Here is a 24461-nt window from a genome sequence, read left to right as displayed (position 1 = left end):
GCGACGCGGCGCGCCTCAGGGGGGGCGTGGGGGCGGGCGGACGCTGCTGCGCGGCGCAGGGGGCGGACGCCGCGACGCGGCGCAGAGGGGAGGACGCTGCTGCGCCACTCGCCCGGGAGCGACGTCGCTACTCCACGTAGCGGGTCACCGGGGCCGCCGGAACGCCCTGGTGGTGGTCAGGGGCGCCGCTACGCCACGTGCTCCTGCCCCCGTACGCCCAGCCGCGTGGCCACCCACGCGCCCACCGCGGCGACGCCCGCCATGGGCAGGAAGACGGCGGCGAAGGCGGCCGGGTGGGACCCGGTCGAGGCGCCGGCGGAGACCGCGTGCCCGACCGCTCCCCCGCCGAGGGCGGCGAAGGCGGCCCCGCCGGCGGCGAGGAGCAGGACGTTGGACAGGCCGTCCGAGATCTGGAGGGCGGCGGAGTTCGCGCCGGCCTCCTCGGGCGCGGAGAGCTTGAGCAGCAGGACGCTGGTCGAGGCGATGACCATGCCCATGCCGAAGCACCCGAAGGCCCAGGCCACGGCCACGATCCACACGGGCACGGCGGTGATCAGGACGCTCGGGGCGGTCGCGACTGCGGCGGCGACGAGCACCATTCCGCCGACGACGAGCCGCTCCCGGTACGGCTCGGTGCGCGGCCGGGACTGGACCCAGGAGCCGAGCGCCCAGGTGGCGCCGCCGACGGCGAGGGAGAGCCCGGCGAGGGTGGGGCTGAGGCCGCGCTGGGTGACCAGCATGAGCGGCACGAACGACTCGGCCGCGATGAAGGATCCGGCGGCGATCCCGCGCAGCAGCACGACGGACGGCAGGCCGCGCGCCGCCCGGTAGGTACCGCGTGGCAGCAGCCCCCGTACGGCGGGAACGAGCAGCGCGGCGCCGGCGAGGGCGGGCAGCACGGAGATCCAACGCAGCTCCTGTCCGGCGTACTGGAGCAGGCCGGCGCCCAGGGATATGCCGAGGGCGAGCCGGATCCGCCGCCGGTCCCACGGCGCCACGGGGGCGTCGGGAGCGGCGGGCCCGGAGGCGGTGCGCCGTATCGCGGGGAGGGCGAGCGCCAGCGGGAACACGACGAGGACGGGGATGCCGAGGAAGACCCACCGCCATCCGAGGTGCTCGGTGATCGTCCCGGAGGCCAGCGGCCCGACGACGGAGGGCACGATCCAGCCGGCGGCGAAGGCCGCCATCATCGCGGGCCGGAGGTGTTCCTCGTAGGCGCGGCTGATCACCACGTACAGCGACACGATCACGAGCCCGCCGCCCAGCCCCTGAACGGCCCGCCCGAGGATGAACAGCCACATGTCGGCGGCCGTACCGGAGAGCACCAGTCCGGCGGCGAAACAGCTCATGCCGCCGGCGAGCGGCCCGAGCGGGCCGCCGCGGTCGGACCACTGCCCGGAGAGGACCATGCCGAAGAGGCTGGTGGTGAAGTACGCGGAGAAGGCGAAGGCGTAGACGGAGACACCGTTCAGCTCGCGTGCGGCGACCGGCATGGCGGTGCCGACGGCGGTCGCCTCGAAGGCGACGACGAGGACCACGGAGACGATGCCGATACTGAGCGCCCGGTGGGCCCGATCGAGCACGGATCCGCCGCCGACCGGGACGGGCGGTGCGGCGGCGGGATTCGGCGCGACGTCGGCGTCGCGCGGTTCGAGGGCGCTCATACGCCTCAGAGTAAGGGCCGTATCCAGTTTTGGCCCCTGTCGGGAGTCGTATCCGCACTGCCCCGATGGTCCTACGCCCGGCGCCCTGTGAACGCGGCATGGCAGTCATGTTGCGCCCCCGCCGAAACCCTTGAGCCCTCGCCAGGCCCCCGCCTAACGTCTTTCTCGTCACCACCAAGACCGTGTGCCCGAGTGGTTGAGGGGCTCGCCTGCAAAGCGAGTTACGTGGGTTCAATTCCCGCCACGGTCTCTAGCGCCTTGACCAGGCGAAAGGAAAGGGCGGCACCTCTCACAGGGTGCCGCCCTTTCCTTCGCCCGTCTCAGTTTCCGTCTCATTGGGGCATGACCCGGATACGCCAGAAACCCGCCACGGAATGATCTTGTGTTGTTGAACGCCTTGCCCCGCCATCCGTACAGCCCGGTGTCGGGGACCGCGCATTCATGCCACGCGGAAGGCTCCTGACGCCCACTCCCTGGTCATCTCGTCGCTTCCGCAGCAACGCCCGGCTGCGTCCGGGTCCGCATACCCCAGCGGGCCAGAGATGGGCCGGCGGCACCCAGCATGGCGAAGAACAACGCCAGCAGCATCCAGCCCGCCGTGCCGAGGCCCAGCACCACTGTCGTGAGGATCGCAGGGGCAAGAGCCTGACCCGCATTGAAGCCGAGGCCGAAGACACCTTGGTACTGGCCCTGGGCATGGTCGGGGGCAAGACCGAAACCCAGGGCGAAGGCCGCCGAGGATTCCCAGACCTCTCCAAGGCTATGGACGAAGATCGCCACCAGGACCAGTCCTGCTGCCGCCCAGACAGGGGCGTACGCCGCCAACGCCATCATCGGGCAGCTGACGAGGAAGAGCAGCCCCGCAGTGCGAAACGCCCTGCCCCCGTCGTACGGGGTCTCGATACGGGAGCCGATCCTGGTCTGCATCAGTACGCAGAAGGCGGAATTGACTGCGAACAGTGCGGCCACCGTCCAACGCGGCGCTTCGGTGTGCTCGGAAATCCAGATCGGCAGGAGCAGGGAGACCACCGGGTACTGCAGTCCCATGGCCCCGTAGAGGGCGGTGAACGTCAGGAACGGACGGTCCGCGAAGACAAGCCAGCGACGCTGCTGCGGCGGCGCTGCCAGCACCGGATAGCGGGGCAGCAGAAGCAGAAGCACCCCGCACAGGGCGAAGCTCGCCGCGTTGCCGAGAATCAGCGTGACATAGGCGCCGCGGGTGTCCGCGGCCAACGCCAGCCCGGCACCCACCGTTCCCAGGATGACGCCCAGGTTGACGAAGGTCCGCAGCTTCGCCCGGAAGAGGGCCGGTCGCTCACCCCCGACCCGGACCACCAGAGCCCCCCACGCCGCCCCTCCGACCGCCGCGGCGATCTGGTCGACCGTCGCGATGATCGTGAGCGCGGCCCAGCTCTCGACGAGGACGAGGGCCGCCATCGACACCGCCTGGACCGCGAGGGCCAGCATCATGATCACGCGTGCGCCGCGCCGGTCGGCGAGATGACCCCCAGGTATCCCCGCGCACAAGCCGATCACTCCGGCGATGGTGAGCGCCGCGCCGACCTGCGCCGCGGGCAGGCCCACGACCAAGGTGAAATAAAGCGCCGACGCCGCGTTGAACAGACCATTGCCGACCCGGTTGACGAAACTGGCGGCGACCAGCACGCGCTCCGGCCCGCTGTCCCCCGCCATCCGGCCTATTCGACCTGCTAAACCGCCCCTGATCATGGACCGCAGGCTAACAGCGCCGCAGAACCCGCCGCAGTCGTACGAAGATCGCGTGCGATGAGGCCCACGACGGCCCTCTCGGGGACACCGAGGACGAGGAGGACCGTGGCGGCCGTGTGGCGCGCGTCGTGCAAACGCCCGTCCCGGACCTTCGCCTCCACGAGCAGAGCCTTCCACTCGGCCCGGTCAGGAGGAAGCCACCGTCGAGATCCACGTCCTCCCACATCAGGCCGAGCACTTCCCCTTGACGCAGTCCGAGGGCGAGCGCGACGGCCCAGCGGGCGGAGTTGCGGTGCCGAGCAGCAGCCTTGAGCAGCCGCTGGACCTCTTGAACACTGTTGGGCTCCACCTCGTACTCCCCTGAGAGAGCCGCCCCCTTCGGTTTCAGTGCGCCGCCCTACCGCTTCGGCTGGAAGACGGGCTTGTCGGAGAGCCCGGCGTTGTTGGCGCAGCCGAGCTCCTTGACGAGGGCGAGGGTGACGGAGTGGAGAACCGTGAGGTTGGCTTCGCGGATGGCGGGGGTGTCGGGGAGCTTGGAGGCATTGAAGCGGAGGCTGCCCCGAATGCGAGCGGGCCGTTCCTGGGAACCGTTGAACCGAGGGCTCACACAAGTGGTGAAGATATAGGCCTTCCCGGGTCCCGACCATGCTTCTCGTCCCATTCCGTACGGATGAAGTCCGATGGGGTGGGCGTCTCCGATGAGGTCTCTGTCGTCGTAGCGACCGAAGAAGATATCGACCCGGTCTGTACTGTCAGCCGGCGAAGTGCTGCACAGACGGCGACTCCGCGACCGTAGCCCCCCGGCGTCATAGTCCTCTGCGAGTTGACCCACGACCCGACTCAGTCCTCCGGTCGGGTCATCGTCAAACCTCTTGGTCCTCAGCACCGCCTCCAAGGCACGGGCCGCCACGGGGGAAAGCGTGCCGTCGCACTGCAGGGCAGCAATGACACGCGGAGGCCCCGGCTTCTCTCCACCGCTGCACGCGGTAAGGATCAGGCAAGACGTCAACCCCGCGGTTACGGACCTGATCGTTCTACGCACGATCGCCCCTGCCTCCATCGTGTGATCAGCCCGTCTCCGGGGCGTTCCCGGTCTGGCCTGCGAAGGAGTTGCCCTTCGAATAACCGCTGTCCACATCCGCAATGAGGTCCTGCTTGAAATCGCCGCTCACGTGGGCTCGATGCACCTTGACGAACTGCTTCATGGGTGACTCGGCTCCGTCCCTGCCGGCTAGATAGATGGCCCTTCTGTCGTCGTGGATCTTGCCCTCCATGGACTCCTTGTGATCGTCGACGGCCTTCTCGGACCGATCCCCGATGACCTGCCCTGCCATCGTCTCCAGGGCGCCCGAGCCTGTGTCGACCGCGAGTGGTACGAGCACTGCGGCGGCACCCGCAGCGGCTGCAGTGGCCGGCAGGAAGGCGACACCGGCAGCGATGGCGGCCGTCGTGCCGAACTCCACCCAGGCAGCCTTCTTCTCCTGTGCCTTCTCGTAGTCCTCGTGGAGCTTCATCCCCTCGGCCGCGACCTGCCCCGCGCGGGACTCGTCCAGCAACCCTTGAAGGCTCGCGCCGGTGCGCGCGGCTTCTCGGGCGGGCGCCTCGTCGATCCGGCCGTCCGCGCCGACCTGAGCCTCCAACATGCTCGCGGTGTAGACGCGTCCCGCCGTGGACACCGTCGCGTACGCGTCCGGATGCTGCCCCAAGGTGCTCAAGAATTCGACTGTTGCTTCCCGCCCGAACTGCGGATGTACCAGCATGTCCTTGCCCTTGGCCGCATAGGCGCTATCCGGCTCGTTGTCGGTCAATCCCCAGTTGAGATCGTCGATGTAACCCGCGCCCATATTTCCCAGGCTGTCCGCAATGGAGGACTGGTACTTCTTGAGCAGTTCCGCGTCGCTGCCGTACTTCGTGACGACGTCGGCCATGATCTCGGCCGACGTCGCGTCCCGCCTCAGCTCGGGCCTCGGGTCGTCCCACGCGTGTCCGAGCGTCGCCGCCTCCAAGGCGTGCCCCAAGGCGTCCGGCATGTAGTCCGCTGCCTTCTTCGCGTCGTCGGGGTCGTGGCCGTCGATGTCGGCGAAGAACTCGTACTTCTCGTTGGCGAAGAAGTCGAGGTAGTTGTCGACGCCCTCGCCGTCCTTGTTCTTGCCCAGGTCGAGCGTCCCTCCCACGCTTCCGTCCATCTCGTACGACGTGGGCTTCCCCGAGAAGAAGTCCTTCGCCGCCTCCGGGCTGTGTCCCAGCGCCTCCAGCATCGGGATCATCGGGTCGAACCCCGAGCCGTTGACGCCTGACGGGTTGTACTGGTTCGGCAGCCAGCCGCCGCCTGACCCGCTGTTGGCGAAGAGGTACGGGTCCTTGGCGTGGAGTTGTGTGACGTGCTCGGCGATCGGTACGAGGAACTTCGGGTCGTAGTCGCCGTATCGCATGATGCCGCCGAGCAGCTGGTAGCCGAACGCCGGGCTGCTGTCGTACTTGGTGAGCGGGATGCGTTCGGTGCCGAGCCTGCGCATCTCGGTGGACCAGTGCTCGGTCCACGCGTCGCCGCCCTGTGTCGCGGTGGCGAGGTTGAGGCCGAGGTTCCGCTGCAGGGCCTGGACGTCGGCCAGGCGCTGCTCGTCGACCGCGGGGTAGTCGTACGTGTCGGTGGACAGTTGGCCGAAGAACTCCAGCGCGCCCCTGGCCCCGAGGCCGTCGTAGAACGCCCTGGAGAAGGTCTTCGAGCCCTTGTTGTCGGCGAGGAGTTCGTTGAGCCGTACGAGCTCCTCGTGGGAGATGTCCCGCCCCTTCCCGGCCAGGTCGAGTGCGCGCCGCGCCTCCTCCTCGTCCAGGCCGGCGTACTTCGGGGCGCTGAAGTTGTGTTTGTCTCCGGTGATGTTGGCCCGCAGGGCGTTCGCGCAGGCCACGTCGGCGTCGTCGCAGTTCTCGATGACGGCGTCGATGCGACGCTGCAGCGCCGCGATCGCCTGGCGCTCCTTCAGGTCGCTCGCGGGGGTTTCGGGGTCGGGGCGCGAGACGGCGTCCTTCCGCAGCGAGTACGCGGCTTCGACGACGCCGTTGCTCCTCACCACCAGACCCTGATGGGGCGCCTCCGTCTCGACGATCCTCGTCAGGTCGTCCTGCGCCTTCCTGAAGGTCCGGTAGCCGTCCTGCAGGACCTTGTGGATGCCCTCGGCCGCCTTCGCCGCGTCCTCGAACTCCTTGGCGGTCTTGTCGATGAAGGGCTTCGTGACCTCGGCGTTCACACCGCGCCAGTCGCCGGCCTTGACCTTGGCGGCCATCGTCCTGCGGGCGTCCTCGGCGAGCGCGTGCAGCTTGCGCCGCATCTCGGACCAGCTGTCGGCCGCGGCCTTCATCCTGCTGAGCGGCGCGTGTCGAACGTTGTCGAAGGTCAGCACGATCTGTTCCCCTGCCCCTACGTGAAGTACTCGCTGATCCTGGACACGGTGAAGGCCGTTCTGATCTCCTCGTCGTCCTTCGCGTGCGCCGCCGCGCTGTGGTCGAGGTGGTTGGAGATGTGCGCGCAGGCGGAGAGGAGCGTGCCGAGCTGGGAGGACCAGGTCTCCTGGACGGTCCCCATGGCCGATCCGGTGCGGAAGCCGCACCGGGACAGGCCGGCGGCCGCCTCCGAGGTGTCGGTACGCGCGTGGTTCCCGTCCTTCAGCAGCCGGCCGTGGAGCTCGAACGCGGCGTGGCCGACGGCACCGAGGTGCCCCCGGTCCACCCAGAGGTCGGCGCCGCCGCCGCTCCCGGGCCCGGGGGACAGCTGGTTCAGCCGCACGGCCACCCGCTGCGCGGCCGCGCTCCGCTCCGCGGCCCACTCCTCTTCGAAGGACACGACTCCCCCAACGGTCATCCGCAGGACGCGGCGGCGTCTTCGCCGCCGGAGCGCCAGACGTTACTCACGCGCACGGCCGCACCGAGGGTCCGCGTCAACACAGCTCCAGCGGCGACACGCCGTTCGCGAACGGCCACCGGCCGCCTCGCTCCGCCCGAGCCACCCTTTCGAGGCAGGCGACTGCGTCAAGTCGCCTCCGATCCCCTCCCCTTCGTCCGGGTCACCATCCGTGCGGGCACCCCGAGCCGCCGGGCGCGACCGTGCCCGTCCGCTCCCGGACACCCCTTGAGTAGGCTCTCCCTGCTCAGGGGGAACGACAGGGGGATTCGCACATGGAACGGCCGTACCGTCTCGTCACGCGCCTCGACCCGCCGGACTCGGCCGGTGCCCGCACGGTCCCGTGCCGCCGCTTCGTCGCCAGGTCCGCGGACGACGGCCGTACGGTGTTTTTCAGCGCCCCGCTCTCCGGCAGCGATCCGGCGCTGTTCCGCGCCGAGGCCGAGGCCGCCCAGCGCGTGACGGCGCCCTGGACGCTGCCGGTCGACGCCGTCGGCGGCCCGGCCGACGCCTGGTTCACCCACCCCTACGTCCCCGCGCTCCCGCTCCCCGTCGCCCTCGCCGTTCATGGCGGGCCGTTGCCCGAGGAAACGGTTCGGGTGATCGGGGCAGCGCTCGCCGAGACGCTCGCGGCGCTGCACGCGCAGGGTGTCACGCACGCCGGGGTGTCTCCGGCCGCCGTGCTGCTGACGGCCGACGGGCCGCGACTGACGTGCTTCGGGGCGGCACGGGCAACGGACCGGGTGGACCGGGAGGCACTCGCGCCCGAGCAGGCCGCGCACGGAGGACCGGGGACTCCCGGGGCCGCAGGAGTTCCGGGGTCTCCCGGGGCCGCAGGAGTTCCGGGGTCTCCCGGGGCCGTTCCGGGGACTCCGGTGGCCCCGGGGACTCCCGGCGACGTGTACGGGCTGGGCGCGGTGCTCGCGTACGCGGCGACCGGGCACACCGTCCCGGAGCGCTCCGAGCTGCCGGACGCACTGCGCGCCACGATCACCGCGTGCCTGACCCGCGACCCGGCGCACCGCCCGGCCGCCGCCGCACTGCTGCCCTCGCTCGCCCCGCCGGCGCCGCACGGTACGGTGCTCGGCTCGGCGAGCTCGCTGCTGACGCCGGGCTGGCTGCCCGCCCGGGTGGTGGCGGCCCTGGCCCACCAGTCGGCCTCGCTCCTCGCGGCCGACCTGCCGGCCCCCACTGGCTCCTGACCACCCATGGAACGCGGAACCCACTGACCGATGCTCTCGCCCCTCACCCACGACGACCCGTCGGCCATCGCCGCGTACCGCCTGCTCGCCCGGCTCGGCTCCGGCGGCATGGGCACGGTCTATCTGGCGCGCTCGCCCGGCGGCCGCACGGTCGCGCTGAAGACCGTGCACGCCCGGCTGGCCGCCGATCCCGCGTTCCGTACCCGCTTCCGGCTGGAGACGGACGCCGCCCGCATCATCGGCGACCGGCACGGCGCGGCCGTCTTCGACGCGGACCCGCTGGCCGAGACGCCGTGGCTGGCCACCGAGTACGTGCTCGGCCCCCCGCTCGACGAGGCGGTCGCCCTCGCGGGCCCGCTCCCCGAGCCGACGGTCCGCGCCCTGGGCGCCGCCCTCGCCGGCGCACTGCGCCAGCTGCACTCCTCGGACGTGGTCCACCGGGACCTGAAGCCCTCCAACGTCCTGATCACCGCCCACGGCCCCAAGGTCATCGACTTCGGCATCGCCCGCGCCGCCGGCGACGAGCGGCTCACCAGCACGGGCTCGGCGGCCGGAACACCCGCGTACATGTCCCCGGAGCAGGCCTCCGGCCAGGAACACACCCCGGCGGGCGACGTGTTCGCGCTCGCCGGCGTCCTGCTCTTCGCGGCGACCGGCCGTCCCCCCTTCGGCACGGGCGCCGCGGCGGACCTCCTCTACCGCGTCCGCTACGCCGACCCCGACCCGGAGGCCCTGTCCGCCCTTCCGGCGTCCCTCCGCCCCGTCCTCTCGGCCTGCCTCGCGAAGGACCCGGCGGTCCGCCCGGGCACGGACACCCTGATCTCCGAACTCCACGACGGACACGGCGAGTTCGCCGACCACCTCCCTCCGGCCGTGCTCACCGCCGTCGCCCGCCGCGCCACCGACGTCTGGCACCCCCAGCCGCCGAGACTCCCGGCCCCGGAGGGGGACCCGTACGCGCGGACGGTTCCGGCGGAGCTCCCGGACGTTTCCAGGCGTCGCCTGCTCAGGCTGGGCGGCGGCGCGGTGCTGGGCTCCGCGGCCGTGGCCGGCGGCGCCTGGGCCTGGTCGTCGTCCGACGACGGGGCGCCCGGGGCCGGTGCATCGGGCCCCTCGGCGGCGTCCTCCCCGCCGGCGGTGGCGGCCACCGCGTCGGACGGTGCTCCGGAGGCGCTGTGGCGGACGGACTCCTTCGACCGGGACCAGACCGTCACGCCGTTCTTCGTCACCGACCCGGCCAGTGACGCGGCCGGTTTCGTGGAGACCGCCACGTTCCGGGTCAGGGACGCGCGCACCGGTGCCGAGCTCTGGAACACCAGCCTGATCAAGCCCTGGCAGGTCACGTCGGACGGCACGCGCTTCTACCTCTCCGACGGCGGTGTCGAGGGGCCGAGCTTCCTGCAGATCCAGACATATTCGGCCCGGGAGTCCAAGGAGGCGGCCCGCCGCATCGAGATCAAGGGCTTCGACGGCAGCGCCCTGTACACGAAACTGCACACCGTCTCCGACGGAATGCTCTACGCGGCCTCCCGGCACGGCGGGCGCGACGTCCCCCTGCTCGAAGCGGAGAAGGGCTGGCACCTGCTGGCCGTCGACCTCCGCACGGGGAAGGAGGCCTGGCGCGTCGCGGACGAGGACGCCGACCGGATCCAGCTCGCGGTGGTCGTGGCCGGCCGGCTGATCACGGTCACCAGCAAGGTCCTCCCCGACGAGTACGTGGTCGAGGCCCGCAACGCCCGCACCGGCGCCCGGCTGTGGCGGCGGGCCGTCCCGATGCCGAAGGACGGCGGGGAGCGGATGCCGTACCCCGGCGAGCTGGCCACCGACGCCACCCACGTCTATCTGGGCGGCAGCCGCCTGCGCGCGGTGCGCCTCAGCGACGGCGCCGTCGCCTGGGAGTACGGCCAGGACCGGTACTTCTACGGTCTGCCCGTCGCCGCCGGCGGTCTGGTGTACGCCACGGAGGGCGACCGCGGCCTGATCGCGGTCAGCGCCGACAAGGGCGCCCGCCGCTGGGAGGAGGCCCCGCCGGCCCGCGCGCTGACACCACTGCTCGCGATCGTCCCGGTGGTGGGTGAGAAGTACGTCTACGCTCCCGTACGGGGCGGCCTCAGCGCGGTGGACCTCACGACCCGCCGCTCGGCATGGGTCTTCCCGACGGACGCCACGCGGTACGTGGCGGACCGGCGCGGGAAGCGGATCATCGGCGCCGGGGAGACGACGACGGTGGCGTTCCCCTTGGCGTAGGACCGGCTGCGTACAGGCCCTGCCGTCCACTCACCCGTCTGTCCTCCTGCCCTCCTGCCCTCCTCTCCTCCTGCCCTCCTGCCCTCCTCTCCTCCTGTCCTCCTCTCCTCCTCTCCTCCTGTCCTCCTGTGGGTCCGTCTCTATCCGTCCGTCCGTCCGCCCGCCCGATCCCAGAAGGCATCGCCGTGACCATGCAGCCCCTCGCCACCGGAGATCCGCTCCGCCTCGGCCCGTACCGTCTCCTCGGCGTCCTCGGCGAGGGCGGCATGGGCAAGGTCTACTGCGGCCTCGACGGCTCCGGCCGCCCGGCCGCCGTGAAGGTCCTGCGTCCCGAACTCGCCCACGACCAGGGGCTCGCGCAGCGCTTCGTCCGCGAGGCCGAGATGGCCCAGGCCGTCACGAGCAAGGGCGTGGCGAGGGTCCTGGGCGCGCGGACGGAGGGCGGACGGCCGTGGATCGCGGCCGAGTTCCTGGCCGGGCCGACCCTGGACGAGGCCGTTCGCACGTACGGGCCGATGGACGAGCCCACCGTCCGTGCCCTGGGCCACTTCCTCTCCCGTACGCTCGACGACATCCACGGGGCGGGCCTGGTCCACCGCGATCTCAAGCCGGAGAACATCGTGCTGACCTCGTCGGGTCCACGGGTCATCGACTTCGGCATCGCTCGCCCCGAGCACGGACTGACGCTGACGACCACCGGCCAGATCCCGGTGACGCCGGGGTACGGGGCCCCCGAGCAGGTCCTGGGCCGACGGGTCGGTCCGGCCTCGGACGTCTTCTCGCTCGGCGCGGTGCTCGTCTTCGCGGCGAGCGGCCGGCGTGCCTTCGACGCGCCGAACATCGCGGCCGTGCAGTACGAAGTCGTGCACGGGAACCCCGACATGAGCCAGGTCCCGCCCGCCCTGCAGCAGCTCATCGGCCCGTGCCTGGCGAAGGACCCGGGGCTGCGTCCCTCCCCCGCACAGATCACCGCGGCCGTCACGGCACCCAAGGGCGCCGATCGCGCGTGGCGCAAGGGCCCGCTCGCCGAGGACATCGAACGGCGGGAGGCGGCCGTCAAGGACCTGGCCGCCTCGCACACCGCCACCGCCCCGGGCACGGTGCAGCCCCGGGCGACGTCCCGGCGGCGCTTCCTCGCCGTCGCCGGTACGGGTGTCCTCGTGGCCGGTGCCGGCACCGGCGCCTGGTGGCTGACCAGGGGCGGCGACAAGCCGACGGACTACGACGCCGACGTCCCCGCCGCCGCGGTGTCCTCGCCGGCGGCCCCCATCTCCCTCATCGACACCAAGGCGGGTGAGGCGCCCAAGCCGCTGTGGGGTCCGCTGGACGTGACGGCCCCCGAGGGCCGGGCGCCGCTCCCGGTCCGCGACGTGCTCGTCGTCCACGCCAAGGCGGGCGGCCTGCTCGCCCTGGCGGTCGCGGACGGCAAGCAGCGCTGGAAGGCCGAGGACATGGACGCGCGGGCCGGTTACGTCTCCGTCGCGGACCGCCTGGTCGTCGCCCTCGCCAAGGACGGTGTCCTCCACGCCTTCGTCGCCTCGACGGGCCGGCCCGTGTGGCGGACGGACGCGTCCGCCGCTCACCTGCTCGCCGCGGACGCCCGGCACGTCTATCTGGTGACCACGAAGAACGAACTCCGCGCCGTCGACGCCTGGACGCTCGCCACCACGTGGACCGTCCCGCTGGCGTCCCCGAGCACCGCCGGCAGTCCCGCCACCGCCGCCGCCGGCACCGACCGGCTCGTCGTGAACGGACGCGACGGCCACGTCGTCGCCGTCGACACCCGCACCGGCAAGACCGCGTGGAAGGCTCAGGACCAGGGCACCAACGGAGCCGCCCCCGTCATCGGCGGGGCACTCGTCTACCTGTCCGGCGCACAGCTGACGGCCTGCAAACTCGAGAACGGCTTCGTCATCTGGAGCGAGGAGGCGAAGAGCGCCCTGGGCTGGGGCACCCCCACCGCCAAGGAAGGCTCCGTCTACGCCGTCAACGGCTACAACGCCTACCGCTACAGCACGAGCACCATCTCCGACGCGTCCCTCACCGACTGGTACGAGATCTTCGACGAGCTCGGCGGCAACCTCACCGCCCCGGCCGTCGAGGGCACCACGGTCTGGCTCGCGGCGCCTGACGACAGCCACCTGCGGGTCATCGACAAGAAGACGCACCGCCTCTATTTCACCGCCACGATGAAGCGCACCGGTACCTACCAGCTCGCGAGCGACGGCAACCGCGTCTTCGCCACGCGCGGCGGCCGGGTGATGGCGATGCCGGTGTTCGGGTCCTGAGGAATCCGGGGCCTGAGGAATCCGGGCCTGACGAATCCGGGCCTGATGAATCCGGGACGGGCGTCCGCGTCGCCGAACTCCCCGCGTCCGTATCAGGAACGCGCCGACCGTGAGGGGGACGGGGCGGGCGCCGGCACGCCCGAGGCCAGACCGTCGTCCTGGCAGCCGAGCTCCTCGGAGACGTGGCGGGCGGCGGCGTTGGCGAGGGTGATCAGCTGGGTCTTGCGCCTCGCGTCGGCGTCGGCATCGGCATCGGCATCGGCGTCGGCGTCGTCGCCGCGGTGCGCCGAGCTCGCGCTCGTCTCGATGACGGTCCTGCCCGCCGGCGCCGTGAGGCGGCAGGTGAAGAACACCTTGCCCTGGCCGCCGGTGGCGAAGGCCTGCTCCCCCGAGACGAACCAGGCGGCGTTCGTCGACTCGAGCAGTGCGCCCCGCTGGGGTGCCCCCTCCACTCCCTTCACGACGACCTGGAGGGAATCCTCCCCTCCCTCCTCACCCTCCTCACCCTCCTCACCCGAGGCCGGCAGCAGCCAGCAGTACGGGTAGCCCTGCGGCCGGCTCGGGTCTTCCCGACCCGACCGGACGGCCTCCCGAAGCCCTGCGAGGGCCTTCTCGGGCATGGACAGATCCTCGTCGAACCGATCGGCCCCGGTCACGGCCCTCAGCGCCGCCGCCGCGCCGGCCTCCTTCGCGAAGCCGCCGCAGACCTCCGCAGCCGCGGGCCGCGGCTCCTCGGGTCCGGTCCCACCGCCGGAGCAGCCGGCGAGCACCCCCGCGACCGCCAGGGCCGTTCCCGCCCTCGTGAGCGCCGTTCGCATGTCAGTCCTTCTCGTAGGGGCGTGGGGCGGGGAACAGGCACGAAGCCCAACCCCTCACCGGCGGCGCGCCCTCGCGAAGGGCACTGCTACGGCCGCCCCGACGAGGACGGCGGCCCCGATCCCGAGGCCGATCCAGAGACCGGTGTTGCCGCTGCTGCCGTCCTCGGCCACCGCGCCGGGCGCCGGTGCGGGGCTCGTCGTGGCCGTGGCCGAAGGCGCGGCAGAGGGTGACGCGGTGGCCGCCGCCGGCAGGTCCGGGATGGGCCGCACGTCGGCGGGACCGGGATCGCCGGGGGTCTTCAGGGCGCGAAGGGGCCGGATGGCGCCGTAACCGATGTAGTCGTTGCGGCCGCCGCCGTCATCGGGAGCGGCAAGGGTGTTGAGCATGACCTTGAGGACCTGGTTGTTGGTCCAGTCGGGGTGCTCGGCCCAGATGAGGGCAGCGGCGGCGGAGGCCAGGGCGGTGGCGTCACTGGTGCCGGTCGACTTGCACAGGCCGGTGCCGCCGCCGCAGGCGTGCACGGTGTCCTTGCCGGGTGCCACGAGGTCCACCTGGGGGCCGTACTGCGAGTTCTTGACCCGGGTCAGCTTCTGGTCGATGGCTCCGACACCGACGACGCCGGGGGTGGCGGCGGGGTATTCCGGCTTGTTCAGCTTGTCGCCGCTGTTGCCCACGGCGGCGAAGATCAACGCCCCCTTGTCGTGGGCGTATTTCACGGCGTCCGCGAGGTCTTGCGAGCCCGTGCCGACGCCCAAGGAGATGTTGATGACCTTGGCCCCGGAGTCGGCGGCGTACCGGATCGCCGGAGGCACGTTGCGGTTGAACTGCTCGTCGCCGTCCTTCTGGCTGAGCTTGCCCTCGTCGAGCCCGGTGACCCGGACCGGCAGGATGCGTGCACCGGGTGCCAGTCCGAACGCTCCGTTCCCACCCTCACGCGCCCCGGTCCCGGCGATGAGACCGGCCATCCCCGTGCCGTGTCCGGTGTAGTCGGTGAACTCGTCACCCGGTCGGTCGGTCGCGAAGTCCTTCCCTCCGAGCACTTGGCCCTTGAGGTCGGGATTGTTCTTGTCGACGCCGGAGTCGATCACGGCGACCGTGACGCCCTGCCCCTTGCTGAGCTGCCAGATCTCTTCCGCGTGCATGATGTCGAGCTGCCACTGCTGCGCACGGATCGTCTCTGCGTGGGCGGGAACGGAAGCGATGCCCACCAGCAGCATGCCCAAGCCGGCCGAGGCGAGGTTCCGGACACGGCTCCGTCGAATACCGCTGGTACGCATCTGCTTCCTCGCGCCGATCAGTCGATGACGGGCGGCGCCACGCGGCGGCTGCCCTGCTGCCAGGTCTCTTCGTCCTCGACAAGGTAGTCGGGACGCTCGGTCCGCTCCTCCTCGCGACGTTCCGACGCCGGTACGGCGCCACCACGGCCCACGGGCCCGGTGCCGGTCTGTGCGCCGTCGCGCACGAGCCCCGACCCCCCGGGTGTGAACGGCCGGGGGTTCGCCGCGCCGGGCCGCTGTCCCCGGCCGCCGACCACCCCGCCGGGCTCGGAAGCCAGGCGACGGCCTCCGCTGATGCCGCTCTGCCCACCGCCGGGACCGCCCATCGGACCGCCCATGCCGGGCCCGCCCATGGGGGTACGGCCGAGACCGTTGCCCGTGCGCCCGTTGGCGGGCTCGTTGCCGACGACCGTGCTCCGCGGAATGCCGGTGGTGGTCCGGCCGGGATGGTTCGGTACGGGACGGCCGCCGGTGATGCCCTCCCGGGGCATCCCTGGCAGCGGTGCTGAGGGGTTGGGGCCGCCACGCAGGCCGGGCACCAGAGGCGTCTTGGTGGTGCCGGTGACCGGCGGCATCGGGCCCGGGCCCGTTCTGCCCGTCGTCGGCGGCAGGTTCACCGGCCCGGGCGGGACCGTGAACGGCGGGGTCGGCGTGATGCTCGGCGGCTGGCCGACGGTGGGCGGCGTGCCGGTGGTCGGCGGCGTGCCGGTCGTGGGCGGCGGCAGCGTGTGCACGCTGTCGATGCCCAGGTCGGCGGGCACGTCCGGCCGGACGACCTGCGTGGGCCCGGTGATGTCGCGCGAGGGCGGCACCACGTGCGTATCGGGCAGCGACCTGGTGTCCGGCCGCGCGTCCCTTGTGGTCGTGCCGGTGTCGGTAGCCGTGGTCCGGCTGTCACTTCGCTCCGTGGATCCGATGAAGGAGGAGTCGTCCCGACCGTCGGCGGTCTTGGGCACGAACGCGTCCGGCGGCGGCGGGAACGACGGCATCGTGAAGCTCTTCATCTGCAGGCTCGACCACTGGTACGTGCCCGAGAGCCGTTCCATCTCCCCTGCGGCCGCCTGCCGGTTGGCCTCCTCCTTCGCCTTGATCGCGGCCGCGTCGGCACCTTCCGGAGCCATCTGGGACCGTGCGTTGCGCGCGATCGTCTGGGAGTCCGGGTCGTTGTGGTACTTCTGTGCCGCCTCCAGGTTCTCCTTGGCCTGGGCGACGGACGTGTAGCGCGGGATGGCGCTCTGGGCGGTGGCGATCGCGTTGGCGGCCTCGGTCAGCCACTTCGACGAGTGGTCGCTGTAGTCGGCGAGGCTGTGGGTGGTGCTGGCCAGGCTGGTGGTCCATTCCATGAACGCCTTCTCGGCCTCGCCCTCCCACTGCACGCCGCCGGGCCGCTTCTTCAGTTCGTCCGCGATCTCCCGCATCTTCTTCGCGGCCCGCGTCAGGCGGTCGCTCGCGTCGCGTACGTAGAAGCTGCTGGCCTCGTCCACCCAGTCGATCATCTGCTGGTGCGGCATGGCGCGGAAGTTGGTTCCGCTGCCGCCCCCGCTGTTGTCGTTGTGCTCCATCGAGAGTCGCCCCTTCCCCGTGTCCCCGTGTCCCCGTGTCCCCGTGTCCCCGTGTCCCGAGTCCTGCGCCGGCTAGCCGAGGTCGGCGTCGCCGCCGGCCGTTTCGGTGGGCTGCGGCCGGCCGGTGGGGGCCGCCGGCGGCTGCGGCACGGTGGTGTCCGTCCCCTCCGGCTTGCCGGAGGGTGTGGTGTCGTAGCCGGCCTTCTTGTCGGCGGCGGTCTTGGCATCCGTGACGCGTTGGCTGATGGTCAGCATCTTGCTCCGGATGTCGTGGTCGGTCTCCTCCATGCCGTCCTTGGAGATGCCGACGGCGATGCCCATGCCCTCCAGGCAGTCGGACAGGAGCCCGGAGAGTCTGGTGAGCTCCGCGAGCACGTCCTTGTAGGACGAGAAGATCTCGTTCGCCTCGATCCACGCGGCGCCGCCCCCGCCGAACTGGCTGCGCGCCACCGGGTCGGACTCCATCTTCTGGGGAGCCGCCGGGGAGGCCAGAAGGTCGGCGATCATCTCGTCGACGCCCTTCTTGAACTCCATCATGGACTCGGAGTTGTAGTGGAGCGCCTCCCTGCTCATGCCACGCATGGCGTAGGCGCCCCCCGCACCGTCCACATAAGCTTCCACGCCTTGTGCTCCTCCCCCGTGAACCGACGAGCCGAGCCGAAGTCCGTGAATCACTGTAGTCAAGACGACGGACAGCGCGCACCACCCGGTTGCACGCCCAACAACGCTGCCCTGGTTACGACTTGGCCACAGGCGCCGAGGTGGTCCCCGGCGCCGCCGCGCAGCCCCTCAGCCCACCACCACCGCCGCCTGCGGACGGATCGGCAGGCGGTTGACGGGGCGGCCGGTGGCGGCGCGGACCGCGGAGGCGACCGCGGCCGGGGCGGTCACGACGGGGACCGCGCTGGCCGGCTTGGCGCCGAAGGGGGCGACGACGTCGCGCTCCTCGACGAGCTTCACGATGCGGATGTCGGGGGCGTCCAGGGAGGTCGGGAGGGAGTAGCCGGTCAGGTCGGGGTGGCGGACCAGGCCGCGGGAGGTGCGCAGGTTCTCGGTGAGCGCCGCGCCCACGCCCTGGGTGACGCCCGCCTCGATACGGGTCGCGAGCTGGGCGGGGTTGAGGATGCGGCCGACGTCCTGGGCGACCGCCATCTCGACGACCCGGACCGCGCCCAGCTCCACGTCGACGTCCACCACCGCGCGGATCGCGCAGAAGGCGAGGCCGACGAAGGCGTCGCCCTGGCCGGAGTCGTCGAGCGGCTCGGTGGGGTGCGGGCGGCACTGGGCGGTGGCCCAGAGCTCCTTGCCCTGCATGGCCTCCATGACCGTGGTGGACAGGACGCCGTCGTACGAGGTGATCTTGCCGTCGCTGATCTGGAGGAGCTCGGTCGACATGCCGAACTTGTGGGCCAGCGGCTGCAGGAGCTGCGTGCGGACCATCTTGGCGGCGCGTTCGACGGCGCCGCCCGACACCCAGGTGTGACGGCCGTGGGTGGCCGGACCGGCCGGGGGCTGGTCGGTGTCGACGGGCGCCACGTGGACCTCGTCGACGCCCAGTGTCTCCTGGACGATCTGGCGGGCCAGGGTCGCGAAGCCGGAGCCGGTGTCGACGGCCGCGCAGATGACCGTGGCCACCCCGTCCTGCACCCGGACCGTCGCCGTCGAGACCTCGTCGGTGCCCTCGGCGCCCAGCATGTGCACCATGCCGAGCGCGTAGCCGACGCCCCGCCGCACGGCGCCGGGCTCCCCCGCACCGTCCGGGCCGCCGGGCAGCAGCCAGTCCTCCTCCGGGGAGTCCATGGGGAGGGGCGGCAGCGGGAAGTCGCGTACGGCGGAGAGGAGTTCCGCGACCGGGGCCGGGCAGGTCACGGTCTGGCCGGTCGGCAGGATGTCGCCGGTGGCCAGCACGTTGCGCATGCGCAGTTCCGCTGCGTCCAGGCCCAGCTTGCCGGCGAGCTTGTCCATCTGCGCCTCGTACGCCGCGCAGACCTGCAGCGCGCCCTCGCCGCGGACGTGCCCGGACGGCGGGTTGTTCGTCCGGACCGCCCAGCCCTCGACGAAGGCGTGCGGGACGACGTACGGGCCGCAGGCGAACGACACCGCCGCGGCGAGCGACTCGGCCGACGAGTCGGCGTACGCGCCCGCGTCCAGCAGGATCTGCGCCTCCACCTTCACCAGCCGGCCCTCGGCGTCCGCGTGGTGGCGGTAGCGCAGCAGGGTGGGGTGGCGGTGGGCGTGGCCGAGGAAGGACTCCTCGCGGCTGGCGGTGAGCTTGACCGGGCAGCCGGTGCGCAGCGCGAGCAGGCCCAGCGGGATCTGGAAGCCCGGGTCCTCGCGGTCGCCGGTGGCTCCGGGGACACCGGTCACGACCACCTTGACCTGCTCGGGCGGCAGGCCGAAGCAGGCCGCCGCGAGGTCGCGGTCGGTGTGCGGGTCGGTCGACGCGGTGTAGATCTCGACGCCGCCGTCGGGGCGCGGCACGGCCAGCGCCGCCTCCGCGCCGACGGGGGCGGTGTCCTGGCGGCCGACGCGGTACAGGCCCTCGACGACGACCTCGCCGGTGGCCTCCGGGTCGCCGAAGCTCAGCGGGATGTGCCGGATCAGGTTGCCGTCGGGGTGCAGCGGCTCCGCGGCGAAGGCCTTCTCAGGGTCGGTGACCGGGTCGAGGACCTCGTACTCGACCGCGATGGCGGCCGCCGCGAGGCGTGCCGTGTCCGGGTGGTCGGCGGCGACGGCGGCGATGGCCTCGCCGTGGTGGCGGACCAGGTCGGAGGCGAAGACGGGGCGGTCGGCGACCTGGCGGCCGTACGTGGCGGCGCCGGGCACGTCGGCGTGGGTCACCACGGCCCGTACGCCGGGCATCTCGGCCGCGGCGGTCGTGTCGATCGACACGATCCGGGCGTGGGGGTGCGGGGAGCGCAGGATCGCCGCCCACAGCAGGCCCTCGGCCCACAGGTCGGCTGCGTACGGGAAGGTGCCCTCGGTCTTCGCCCGCGCGTCGGCCTGCGGAAGCGAGACGCCGAGACCGCGGCCGGGACCGGCGCCGGGACCGAGGTCCGCCGGTTCCGTGGTCGTCGTGTCGCTCGTCACGCCGTGCCTCCGTCGTGCGGGTGGGGGATCTGGTGCGGGATGCGGGCCTCGTCGCCGGCCTCGGCCGCGCGCCCGGCGACGACCTCGTTCACGGCGTCGAGCACGCCCCGGTATCCGGAGCAGCGGCACAGGTTGCCGCACAGCGCCTGGCGGGTCTCCAGCTCGGTCGGAGCGTGGTTGCCCTCCAGGAGGTCGTGCACGGTCATGGCCATGCCCGGGATGCAGAAGCCGCACTGCACCCCGCACTTCGCCAGCGCCCGCTGCACGTCGGACGGCTCGCCGTTCACGGCCAGGCCCTCGACGGTCCGCACCTCGCACCCGGCGGCGGTCGCCGCGGGCACCAGGCAGGAGGCCACGAGCCGGCCGTCGACCTGCACGTTGCACGCGCCGCACTCGCCCTGCGAGCAGCCGTCCTTGGCCCCGGCGAGCCCGAGCCGCTCCCGCAGCACGTAGAGCAGCGACTCGCCGATCCAGGAGTCGGTGACGGGCCGGTCGGCGCCGTTCACGCGGAGCGTGTACGAGGTGTGGGGGTGCTCGTCGCTGTCGATCGACATGTCGACGGGTGCCAGGTCGGCCGGGGCCAGGTCCGCCGGGCCGAAGTCGGCCGGGGCGGACGCGAAGATCTCCGGTTCCGGCGACGACCCCGGCGGGGGCTCGTGCGCCGACTCCGGCGGGGGCTCGTGCGACGACTCGTGCGCCGACTCCGGCGACGGCTCGTGCGACAGCGCCGGCGAGGGCTCAGGTGCCGACTCGGGCTCCGGTACGACCGCGAGCGCGGGCTCCGGCTCCTGCCCCTGTACGGCCAGGAGCTCGGCCGGGGTCTCGGCCACGGGATCGGGCTCCGGCGAGGCCTCCGGCACCGCCCACGGCGCCGGGGCGCCTCCCGGCAGCGTGGCGGGCGCGCTGCTCGCGTACTGCGCCAGCCGCGAGGTCGTGTACTCGCCCGAGTCCTCCAGGGCCTCCGCGTCGCCCTCGACGGTCGGGATGGTCCACTGCCCCGTCTGCTCCTGGACGGAGACGTCCTGCGCGAAGGACTCGTGCGCCGGGACCTGGTGCGCGGGCACCTCGTGCACCGAGCCCGCGCCCTGGACCGGTCCGGCCGTCATCGGGCCCTGCACCGGCCACGCGCCCGTCGCCGCCGGGTCCGTGGCCGCGTGGTCCGCCGCCGGAGGCGAGAGCGGGGTCAGCGGGACGATCATCGGCGGCACGTAGCCGTGGCCCGGGGCCTCCAGCGGCGTGCCCTCCAGCATGAACTCGGGCGGCAGCTGCACGAACGCGGTCGCGTCGCCGTCGTAGCCCTCGCTCTGCGGGATCGGCTCCCAGCCGCCCGTCTGACCCTTGTGTGCGTCGCTCACGACAGCGCCCTCCCCAGTGCCCGTCGGGCCAGCGCGGCGACCGTGCGCCGCAGGTGCAGTACGGCCGGGGGCAACTGCTCGTCGCCCTGCGGGTCAGGAATGCACGCGGCGGCGACGTACTCGCCGAACGCCGTCAGCGCCTCCGGGGCCAGGCCCCGCTCCGCGTCCCAGTCCACCAGCGAGGCGATCCACTGCTCGGCTTCCAGCGGCCGCAGCGGCATCGGCGCGATCGCGCCGACCGCGCAGCGCACCCCGCGGCGCGCCGGGTCGAGGACGACGGCGACCGAGGCGGAGGCACGGGCCGGGCCGGTCCGGCCGGTGGCCTTGAGGAAGACCTGGGGGGCGTGCAGCAGGGGTACGCGGACGAAGGCGACGAGTTCGCCGGGGGCCAGCAGGTCGCGCCCGGCCAGCAGGTGGCTGACGGGCAGCTCGCGGCTGCCGAGCGGACCGACGACGACCAGCTCGGCCTCCAGCGCCGCGAGGACCGGCAGGGAGTCGCCGGTGGGCGCGGCGGAGACGATGTTGCCGCCGAGGGTGCCGGCGTTGCGGATCTGCGGCGGGCCCGCGGCGCGCGAGGCGGCGGCCAGGGCGGGGATGAGGGCCGAGAAGTCGGGGCGGCCCATCCGGGCGTGGGTGAGGCCGGCGCCGAGCAGGGCGTGGCCGTCCTGGTACTGCCAGCCGCGGATCTCGTTGATCCGGCTGAGGCCGACCAGGCCGGCGGGGCGCAGCTGCCCGCGGTTGACGGCGGCCATCAGGTCGGTGCCGCCGGCCACGGGAACGGCGGCCGGCATGGCCGTGAGGGCCGCCACTGCCTCGTCGAGCGAGGTGGGCAGCGTCACGGACCGCGCCGCTCGTGGTGCCGTCTGTGGTGCGTGCGTGGTCAACCCGCTGCCCCTTCCCGGTGTCCCGGTGATCCCCGACCGTCCCCGGCTGTCACGCCTGTGTGGGCGTACCGTACGTGCTCACAGCCTGGACGTGGCAACTCTGGCACATCTTCCGAGCCGTACGTCGCGAGGGTTCGCGAAGGACGGTTCCGTCCAGGCCGTGACGTGGCGTCCCACGGGGGACAGTAACTTCCCTTTTGCCGCTGTTGGGTGAGGCCGAGGGGATAGGTGGGTCACACCGGGGACGCCCGGGCGCCTCACACGTTCGGGGGTGCCCCCTCGATGGGACGGCCCTGGACACCCGGGCGGCGCTGCCAGGGGCGTGGCCCGCCGGGCGGGCGGTACTCCACGCCGAGGGCGTCGAGGCGCCGGTAGTGGGTGGTCATGCGCCGCTCGAAGCCGGCGACGTCGCGGGCGGCCGGGGCGGGCAGCCGGGACCAGGCGACCTCGGCGAAGGCGGCCAGGCGGGGGTAGGTCTGGTAGTCGACGCGGGCCCGGTTCTCCATGACCTCCGTCCACACGTTGGCCTGTGTTCCCAGGATGTGGGCGGCGGCCTGGGGCGTGAGCCCCGGCGGCACGGGCTCGAAGCGGTAGACGTCCGCCAGGGTCCGTACGTATCCGATGGGCATCGGCTCGTCCTCGCCGTGGGCCTGCCGGTGGTCGAGGTACACCTGCTGCTCGGGGCACATCACCACGTCGTGGCCGGCCTCGGCGGCGGTGACGCCGCCCGCGTACCCGCGCCAGGACGACACGGCGGCGCCGTCGGCGAGCCCGCCCTCCAGGATCTCGTCCCAGCCGATGAGCCGGCGGCCGCGGTCGGCGAGCCAGCGGTCGAAGTGCCGGACGAACCAGGACTGCAGCCCGTCCTCGTCGGCGACGCCGAGTTCCTCGATGCGGGCCTGGGCGGTGGGCGAGGCCTTCCACTGGTCCTTGGGGCACTCGTCGCCTCCGATGTGCACGAAGGGCGAGGTCTCCGCCGGGAAGAGGTCGAGCACCTCCTCGAAGACGCCCTCGTAGAAGCGGAGGACGGTGTCGGTGGGGGCGAGCACGTGGGGATTGACGCCCCAGGTGTCCCAGACGGAGAGCGCCGTGGTGTCGACGACGTCGGTGTTGCCCAGTTCGGGGTACGCGGCGATGGCGGCCTGGGAGTGGCCGGGGACGTCGATCTCGGGCACGACCGAGATGTGCCGGTCGGCGGCGTAGGCGACGATCTCGCGGATGTCGTCCTGCGTGTAGTAGCCGCCGTGCGGCGTCTCGTTCCACAAGGGCGACGCCCGGTGTCCCCACTTGGTCCGCGCCCGCCAGGCCCCGACCTCGGTCAGCCGCGGGTGGCGCTTGATCTCGATGCGCCAGCCCTGGTCGTCGGTGAGGTGCAGGTGGAGCACGTTGAGCTTGTGCGCGGCCATGAGGTCGAGCTGCCGCAGCACGTCGTCCTTGGGCATGAAGTGCCGCGCGACGTCGAGCATGAGGCCGCGCCAGGGGAAGCGGGGGGCGTCGGTGACGGTCTGGTCCGGGATGCCGGGGGCCGGCTTCCCGAGCGATGCCCTGCGGTACGCGTCGGGGCCGAGCAGCTGCCGGAGCGTCTGGGCGCCCCAGAACACGCCGGCGGGCCCGCCGCCGGTGATCTCGACGCCCAGCGTCGAGGCCACCCCGAGGCGGTACGCCTCGGGGCCGAGGGTGTCGTCGAGGCGGAGGCTGATGCTGGGCCGCGCCCCTTCGGTGGCGGGCCGCAGCGGGAGCCCGAAGGCGGCGCCGAGGGTGGCGCGCAGCCAGCGCTCGGTGGTCTCCGTGCCGGGCGCGGCGTCGAGGGCCGTGGTGGCGTCGAGGGAGAAGCCGCAGCGGTAGGGGCCGTCGATGCTCACGGGCGCGGGGATCAGGTCCGCGCCGGGGTACAGGTCGTCGGTCATCGCGTCAGTCCTTCACCGCCCCGCCCGGTCCCGAGACCAGGCGGCGCTGTACGAGTACGAAGTAGACGAGCACCGGGATCGTCATCACGGCGCCTCCGGCACCGCCTCGACGAAGCCGCGCAGCATCCGGATCGCGAGGGGCAGCGAGAAGGCGATGACGGCCGAGGCGAGCACGACCGCCCCGGCGACGATCAGGGAGTCGAGGAAGTAACGGCCGAAATCCTGCTGTTCGAAGACGCGCCGGAAGGAGTCGAGGGTCGGGGAGAGGGCCCACGGCCGGGGTTCGGTCGACTGGATCTCGCCGGCCGGTTCGAGGGCGGAAGGGCGACGGGTACGGCGAGGCGGGCAGGAAGCTTCACGGCGGTTCCCCTCCGAGCGAGTGTTGCAACATACGCAACAGGTGTTTCGTACTGCACAACGTGTGTGAGGTTAGGGGCGGACCCACACCACGACAAGTGGTCTCAACCACTCTGTGACCGCCGGAAGCACTCCGTGCAACGACAACGGCCCCCGGCGTGCGCACCACCGAGTGGTGCGCAC

Annotated in this window: 16 protein-coding genes, 1 tRNA gene and 2 pseudogenes; 4 read left to right on the top strand and 15 right to left on the bottom strand. The window is 72.5% G+C overall.

Annotated features, from left to right (window positions below):
- Positions 1–188: 188 nt before the first annotated feature.
- A complete protein-coding gene (locus AB0M16_RS06765) occupies positions 189–1664 on the bottom strand; it encodes an MFS transporter (RefSeq protein WP_365339535.1) in 1476 nt (491 codons plus the stop codon).
- Positions 1665–1842: 178 nt separating this feature from the next.
- On the opposite strand from AB0M16_RS06765, the gene AB0M16_RS06760 reads away from it, so the two are divergent.
- Positions 1843–1914: transfer RNA gene (locus AB0M16_RS06760), tRNA-Cys, on the top strand.
- A 227-nt stretch (positions 1915–2141) separates the two neighbouring features.
- On the opposite strand, the gene AB0M16_RS06755 is transcribed toward AB0M16_RS06760, so the two are convergent.
- From AB0M16_RS06755 to AB0M16_RS06735, 5 genes and pseudogenes are all read right to left on the bottom strand, one after another.
- Entirely contained in the window at positions 2142–3356 is a 1215-nt protein-coding gene (locus AB0M16_RS06755) for an MFS transporter (RefSeq protein WP_365339533.1), read from the bottom strand.
- Between the two features lie 92 nt (positions 3357–3448).
- Positions 3449–3756 (bottom strand): annotated as a pseudogene (locus AB0M16_RS06750) (site-specific integrase); the annotation flags it as partial.
- 33 nt (positions 3757–3789) lie between these two features.
- On the bottom strand, positions 3790–3999 hold the full coding sequence (locus AB0M16_RS06745) for a hypothetical protein (protein ID WP_365339531.1): 210 nt from the start codon (positions 3997–3999) through the stop codon (positions 3790–3792).
- Between the two features lie 460 nt (positions 4000–4459).
- Positions 4460–6793 carry a hypothetical protein gene (locus AB0M16_RS06740; RefSeq protein ID WP_365339529.1) on the bottom strand — a complete coding sequence of 778 codons (2334 nt, stop codon included), beginning with the start codon at positions 6791–6793 and terminating at the stop codon, positions 4460–4462.
- 17 nt (positions 6794–6810) lie between these two features.
- Positions 6811–7233 carry a hypothetical protein gene (locus AB0M16_RS06735; protein WP_365339527.1) on the bottom strand — a complete coding sequence of 141 codons (423 nt, stop codon included), beginning with the start codon at positions 7231–7233 and terminating at the stop codon, positions 6811–6813.
- 332 nt (positions 7234–7565) lie between these two features.
- Here AB0M16_RS06735 and AB0M16_RS06730 point away from each other — a divergent pair, with 332 nt between their 5' ends.
- The 3 genes from AB0M16_RS06730 (at position 7566) to AB0M16_RS06720 (ending at position 13027) form a co-directional block, all read left to right on the top strand.
- Positions 7566–8492: a serine/threonine protein kinase gene (locus tag AB0M16_RS06730; RefSeq protein WP_365339525.1), complete on the top strand. Its 927-nt coding sequence runs from the start codon at positions 7566–7568 to the stop codon at positions 8490–8492.
- Between the two features lie 30 nt (positions 8493–8522).
- A complete protein-coding gene (locus AB0M16_RS06725) occupies positions 8523–10739 on the top strand; it encodes a PQQ-binding-like beta-propeller repeat protein (RefSeq protein WP_365339523.1) in 2217 nt (738 codons plus the stop codon).
- 191 nt (positions 10740–10930) lie between these two features.
- Entirely contained in the window at positions 10931–13027 is a 2097-nt protein-coding gene (locus AB0M16_RS06720) for a serine/threonine-protein kinase (RefSeq protein ID WP_365340213.1), read from the top strand.
- 92 nt (positions 13028–13119) lie between these two features.
- On the opposite strand, the gene AB0M16_RS06715 is transcribed toward AB0M16_RS06720, so the two are convergent.
- The 9 genes and pseudogenes from AB0M16_RS06715 to AB0M16_RS06675 form a co-directional block, all read right to left on the bottom strand.
- Complete coding sequence (locus AB0M16_RS06715; RefSeq protein WP_365339521.1) at positions 13120–13845, bottom strand: hypothetical protein; 726 nt, start codon at positions 13843–13845, stop codon at positions 13120–13122.
- A 54-nt stretch (positions 13846–13899) separates the two neighbouring features.
- Entirely contained in the window at positions 13900–15123 is a 1224-nt protein-coding gene (gene mycP / locus AB0M16_RS06710) for a type VII secretion-associated serine protease mycosin (RefSeq protein WP_365339519.1), read from the bottom strand.
- A 17-nt stretch (positions 15124–15140) separates the two neighbouring features.
- A complete protein-coding gene (locus AB0M16_RS06705; protein ID WP_365339517.1) occupies positions 15141–16685 on the bottom strand; it encodes a hypothetical protein in 1545 nt (514 codons plus the stop codon).
- A 72-nt stretch (positions 16686–16757) separates the two neighbouring features.
- Positions 16758–17306: a hypothetical protein gene (locus AB0M16_RS06700; RefSeq protein WP_365339515.1), complete on the bottom strand. Its 549-nt coding sequence runs from the start codon at positions 17304–17306 to the stop codon at positions 16758–16760.
- Positions 17307–17474: 168 nt separating this feature from the next.
- A complete protein-coding gene (locus tag AB0M16_RS06695; protein ID WP_365339513.1) occupies positions 17475–19775 on the bottom strand; it encodes a molybdopterin cofactor-binding domain-containing protein in 2301 nt (766 codons plus the stop codon).
- Entirely contained in the window at positions 19772–21130 is a 1359-nt protein-coding gene (locus AB0M16_RS06690) for a 2Fe-2S iron-sulfur cluster-binding protein (protein WP_365339511.1), read from the bottom strand. The genes AB0M16_RS06695 and AB0M16_RS06690 overlap by 4 nt, the downstream gene beginning before the upstream one ends.
- The gene (locus AB0M16_RS06685) at positions 21127–22014 is read right to left on the bottom strand and encodes an FAD binding domain-containing protein (RefSeq protein ID WP_365339509.1); all 888 of its coding nucleotides are present in this window, start codon (positions 22012–22014) and stop codon (positions 21127–21129) included. Before AB0M16_RS06685 ends, AB0M16_RS06690 begins: the two co-directional genes overlap by 4 nt.
- Positions 22015–22271: 257 nt before the next feature.
- Complete coding sequence (locus AB0M16_RS06680; RefSeq protein WP_365339507.1) at positions 22272–23921, bottom strand: beta-N-acetylhexosaminidase; 1650 nt, start codon at positions 23919–23921, stop codon at positions 22272–22274.
- 4 nt (positions 23922–23925) lie between these two features.
- Positions 23926–24337: pseudogene (locus AB0M16_RS06675) on the bottom strand (hypothetical protein).
- Positions 24338–24461 lie beyond the last annotated feature (124 nt).

This window comes from Streptomyces sp. NPDC051921, assembly GCF_040680975.1.
Classification (GTDB): Bacteria; Actinomycetota; Actinomycetes; order Streptomycetales; family Streptomycetaceae; genus Streptomyces.
This window is presented reverse-complemented; position numbering and strand designations above follow the sequence as displayed.

Bases quoted from the DNA above. Each gene is read 5' to 3' on its own strand.
- AB0M16_RS06765 (WP_365339535.1), bottom strand. From the start codon at position 1,664: ATGAGCGCCCTCGAACCGCGCGACGCCGACGTCGCGCCGAATCCCGCC.
- AB0M16_RS06755 (WP_365339533.1), bottom strand. From the start codon at position 3,356: ATGGCGGGGGACAGCGGGCCGGAGCGCGTGCTGGTCGCCGCCAGTTTC.
- AB0M16_RS06730 (WP_365339525.1), top strand. From the start codon at position 7,566: ATGGAACGGCCGTACCGTCTCGTCACGCGCCTCGACCCGCCGGACTCG.
- AB0M16_RS06725 (WP_365339523.1), top strand. From the start codon at position 8,523: ATGCTCTCGCCCCTCACCCACGACGACCCGTCGGCCATCGCCGCGTAC.
- AB0M16_RS06720 (WP_365340213.1), top strand. From the start codon at position 10,931: ATGCAGCCCCTCGCCACCGGAGATCCGCTCCGCCTCGGCCCGTACCGT.
- AB0M16_RS06715 (WP_365339521.1), bottom strand. From the start codon at position 13,845: ATGCGAACGGCGCTCACGAGGGCGGGAACGGCCCTGGCGGTCGCGGGG.
- mycP (WP_365339519.1), bottom strand. From the start codon at position 15,123: ATGCGTACCAGCGGTATTCGACGGAGCCGTGTCCGGAACCTCGCCTCG.
- AB0M16_RS06705 (WP_365339517.1), bottom strand. From the start codon at position 16,685: ATGGAGCACAACGACAACAGCGGGGGCGGCAGCGGAACCAACTTCCGC.
- AB0M16_RS06680 (WP_365339507.1), bottom strand. From the start codon at position 23,921: ATGACCGACGACCTGTACCCCGGCGCGGACCTGATCCCCGCGCCCGTG.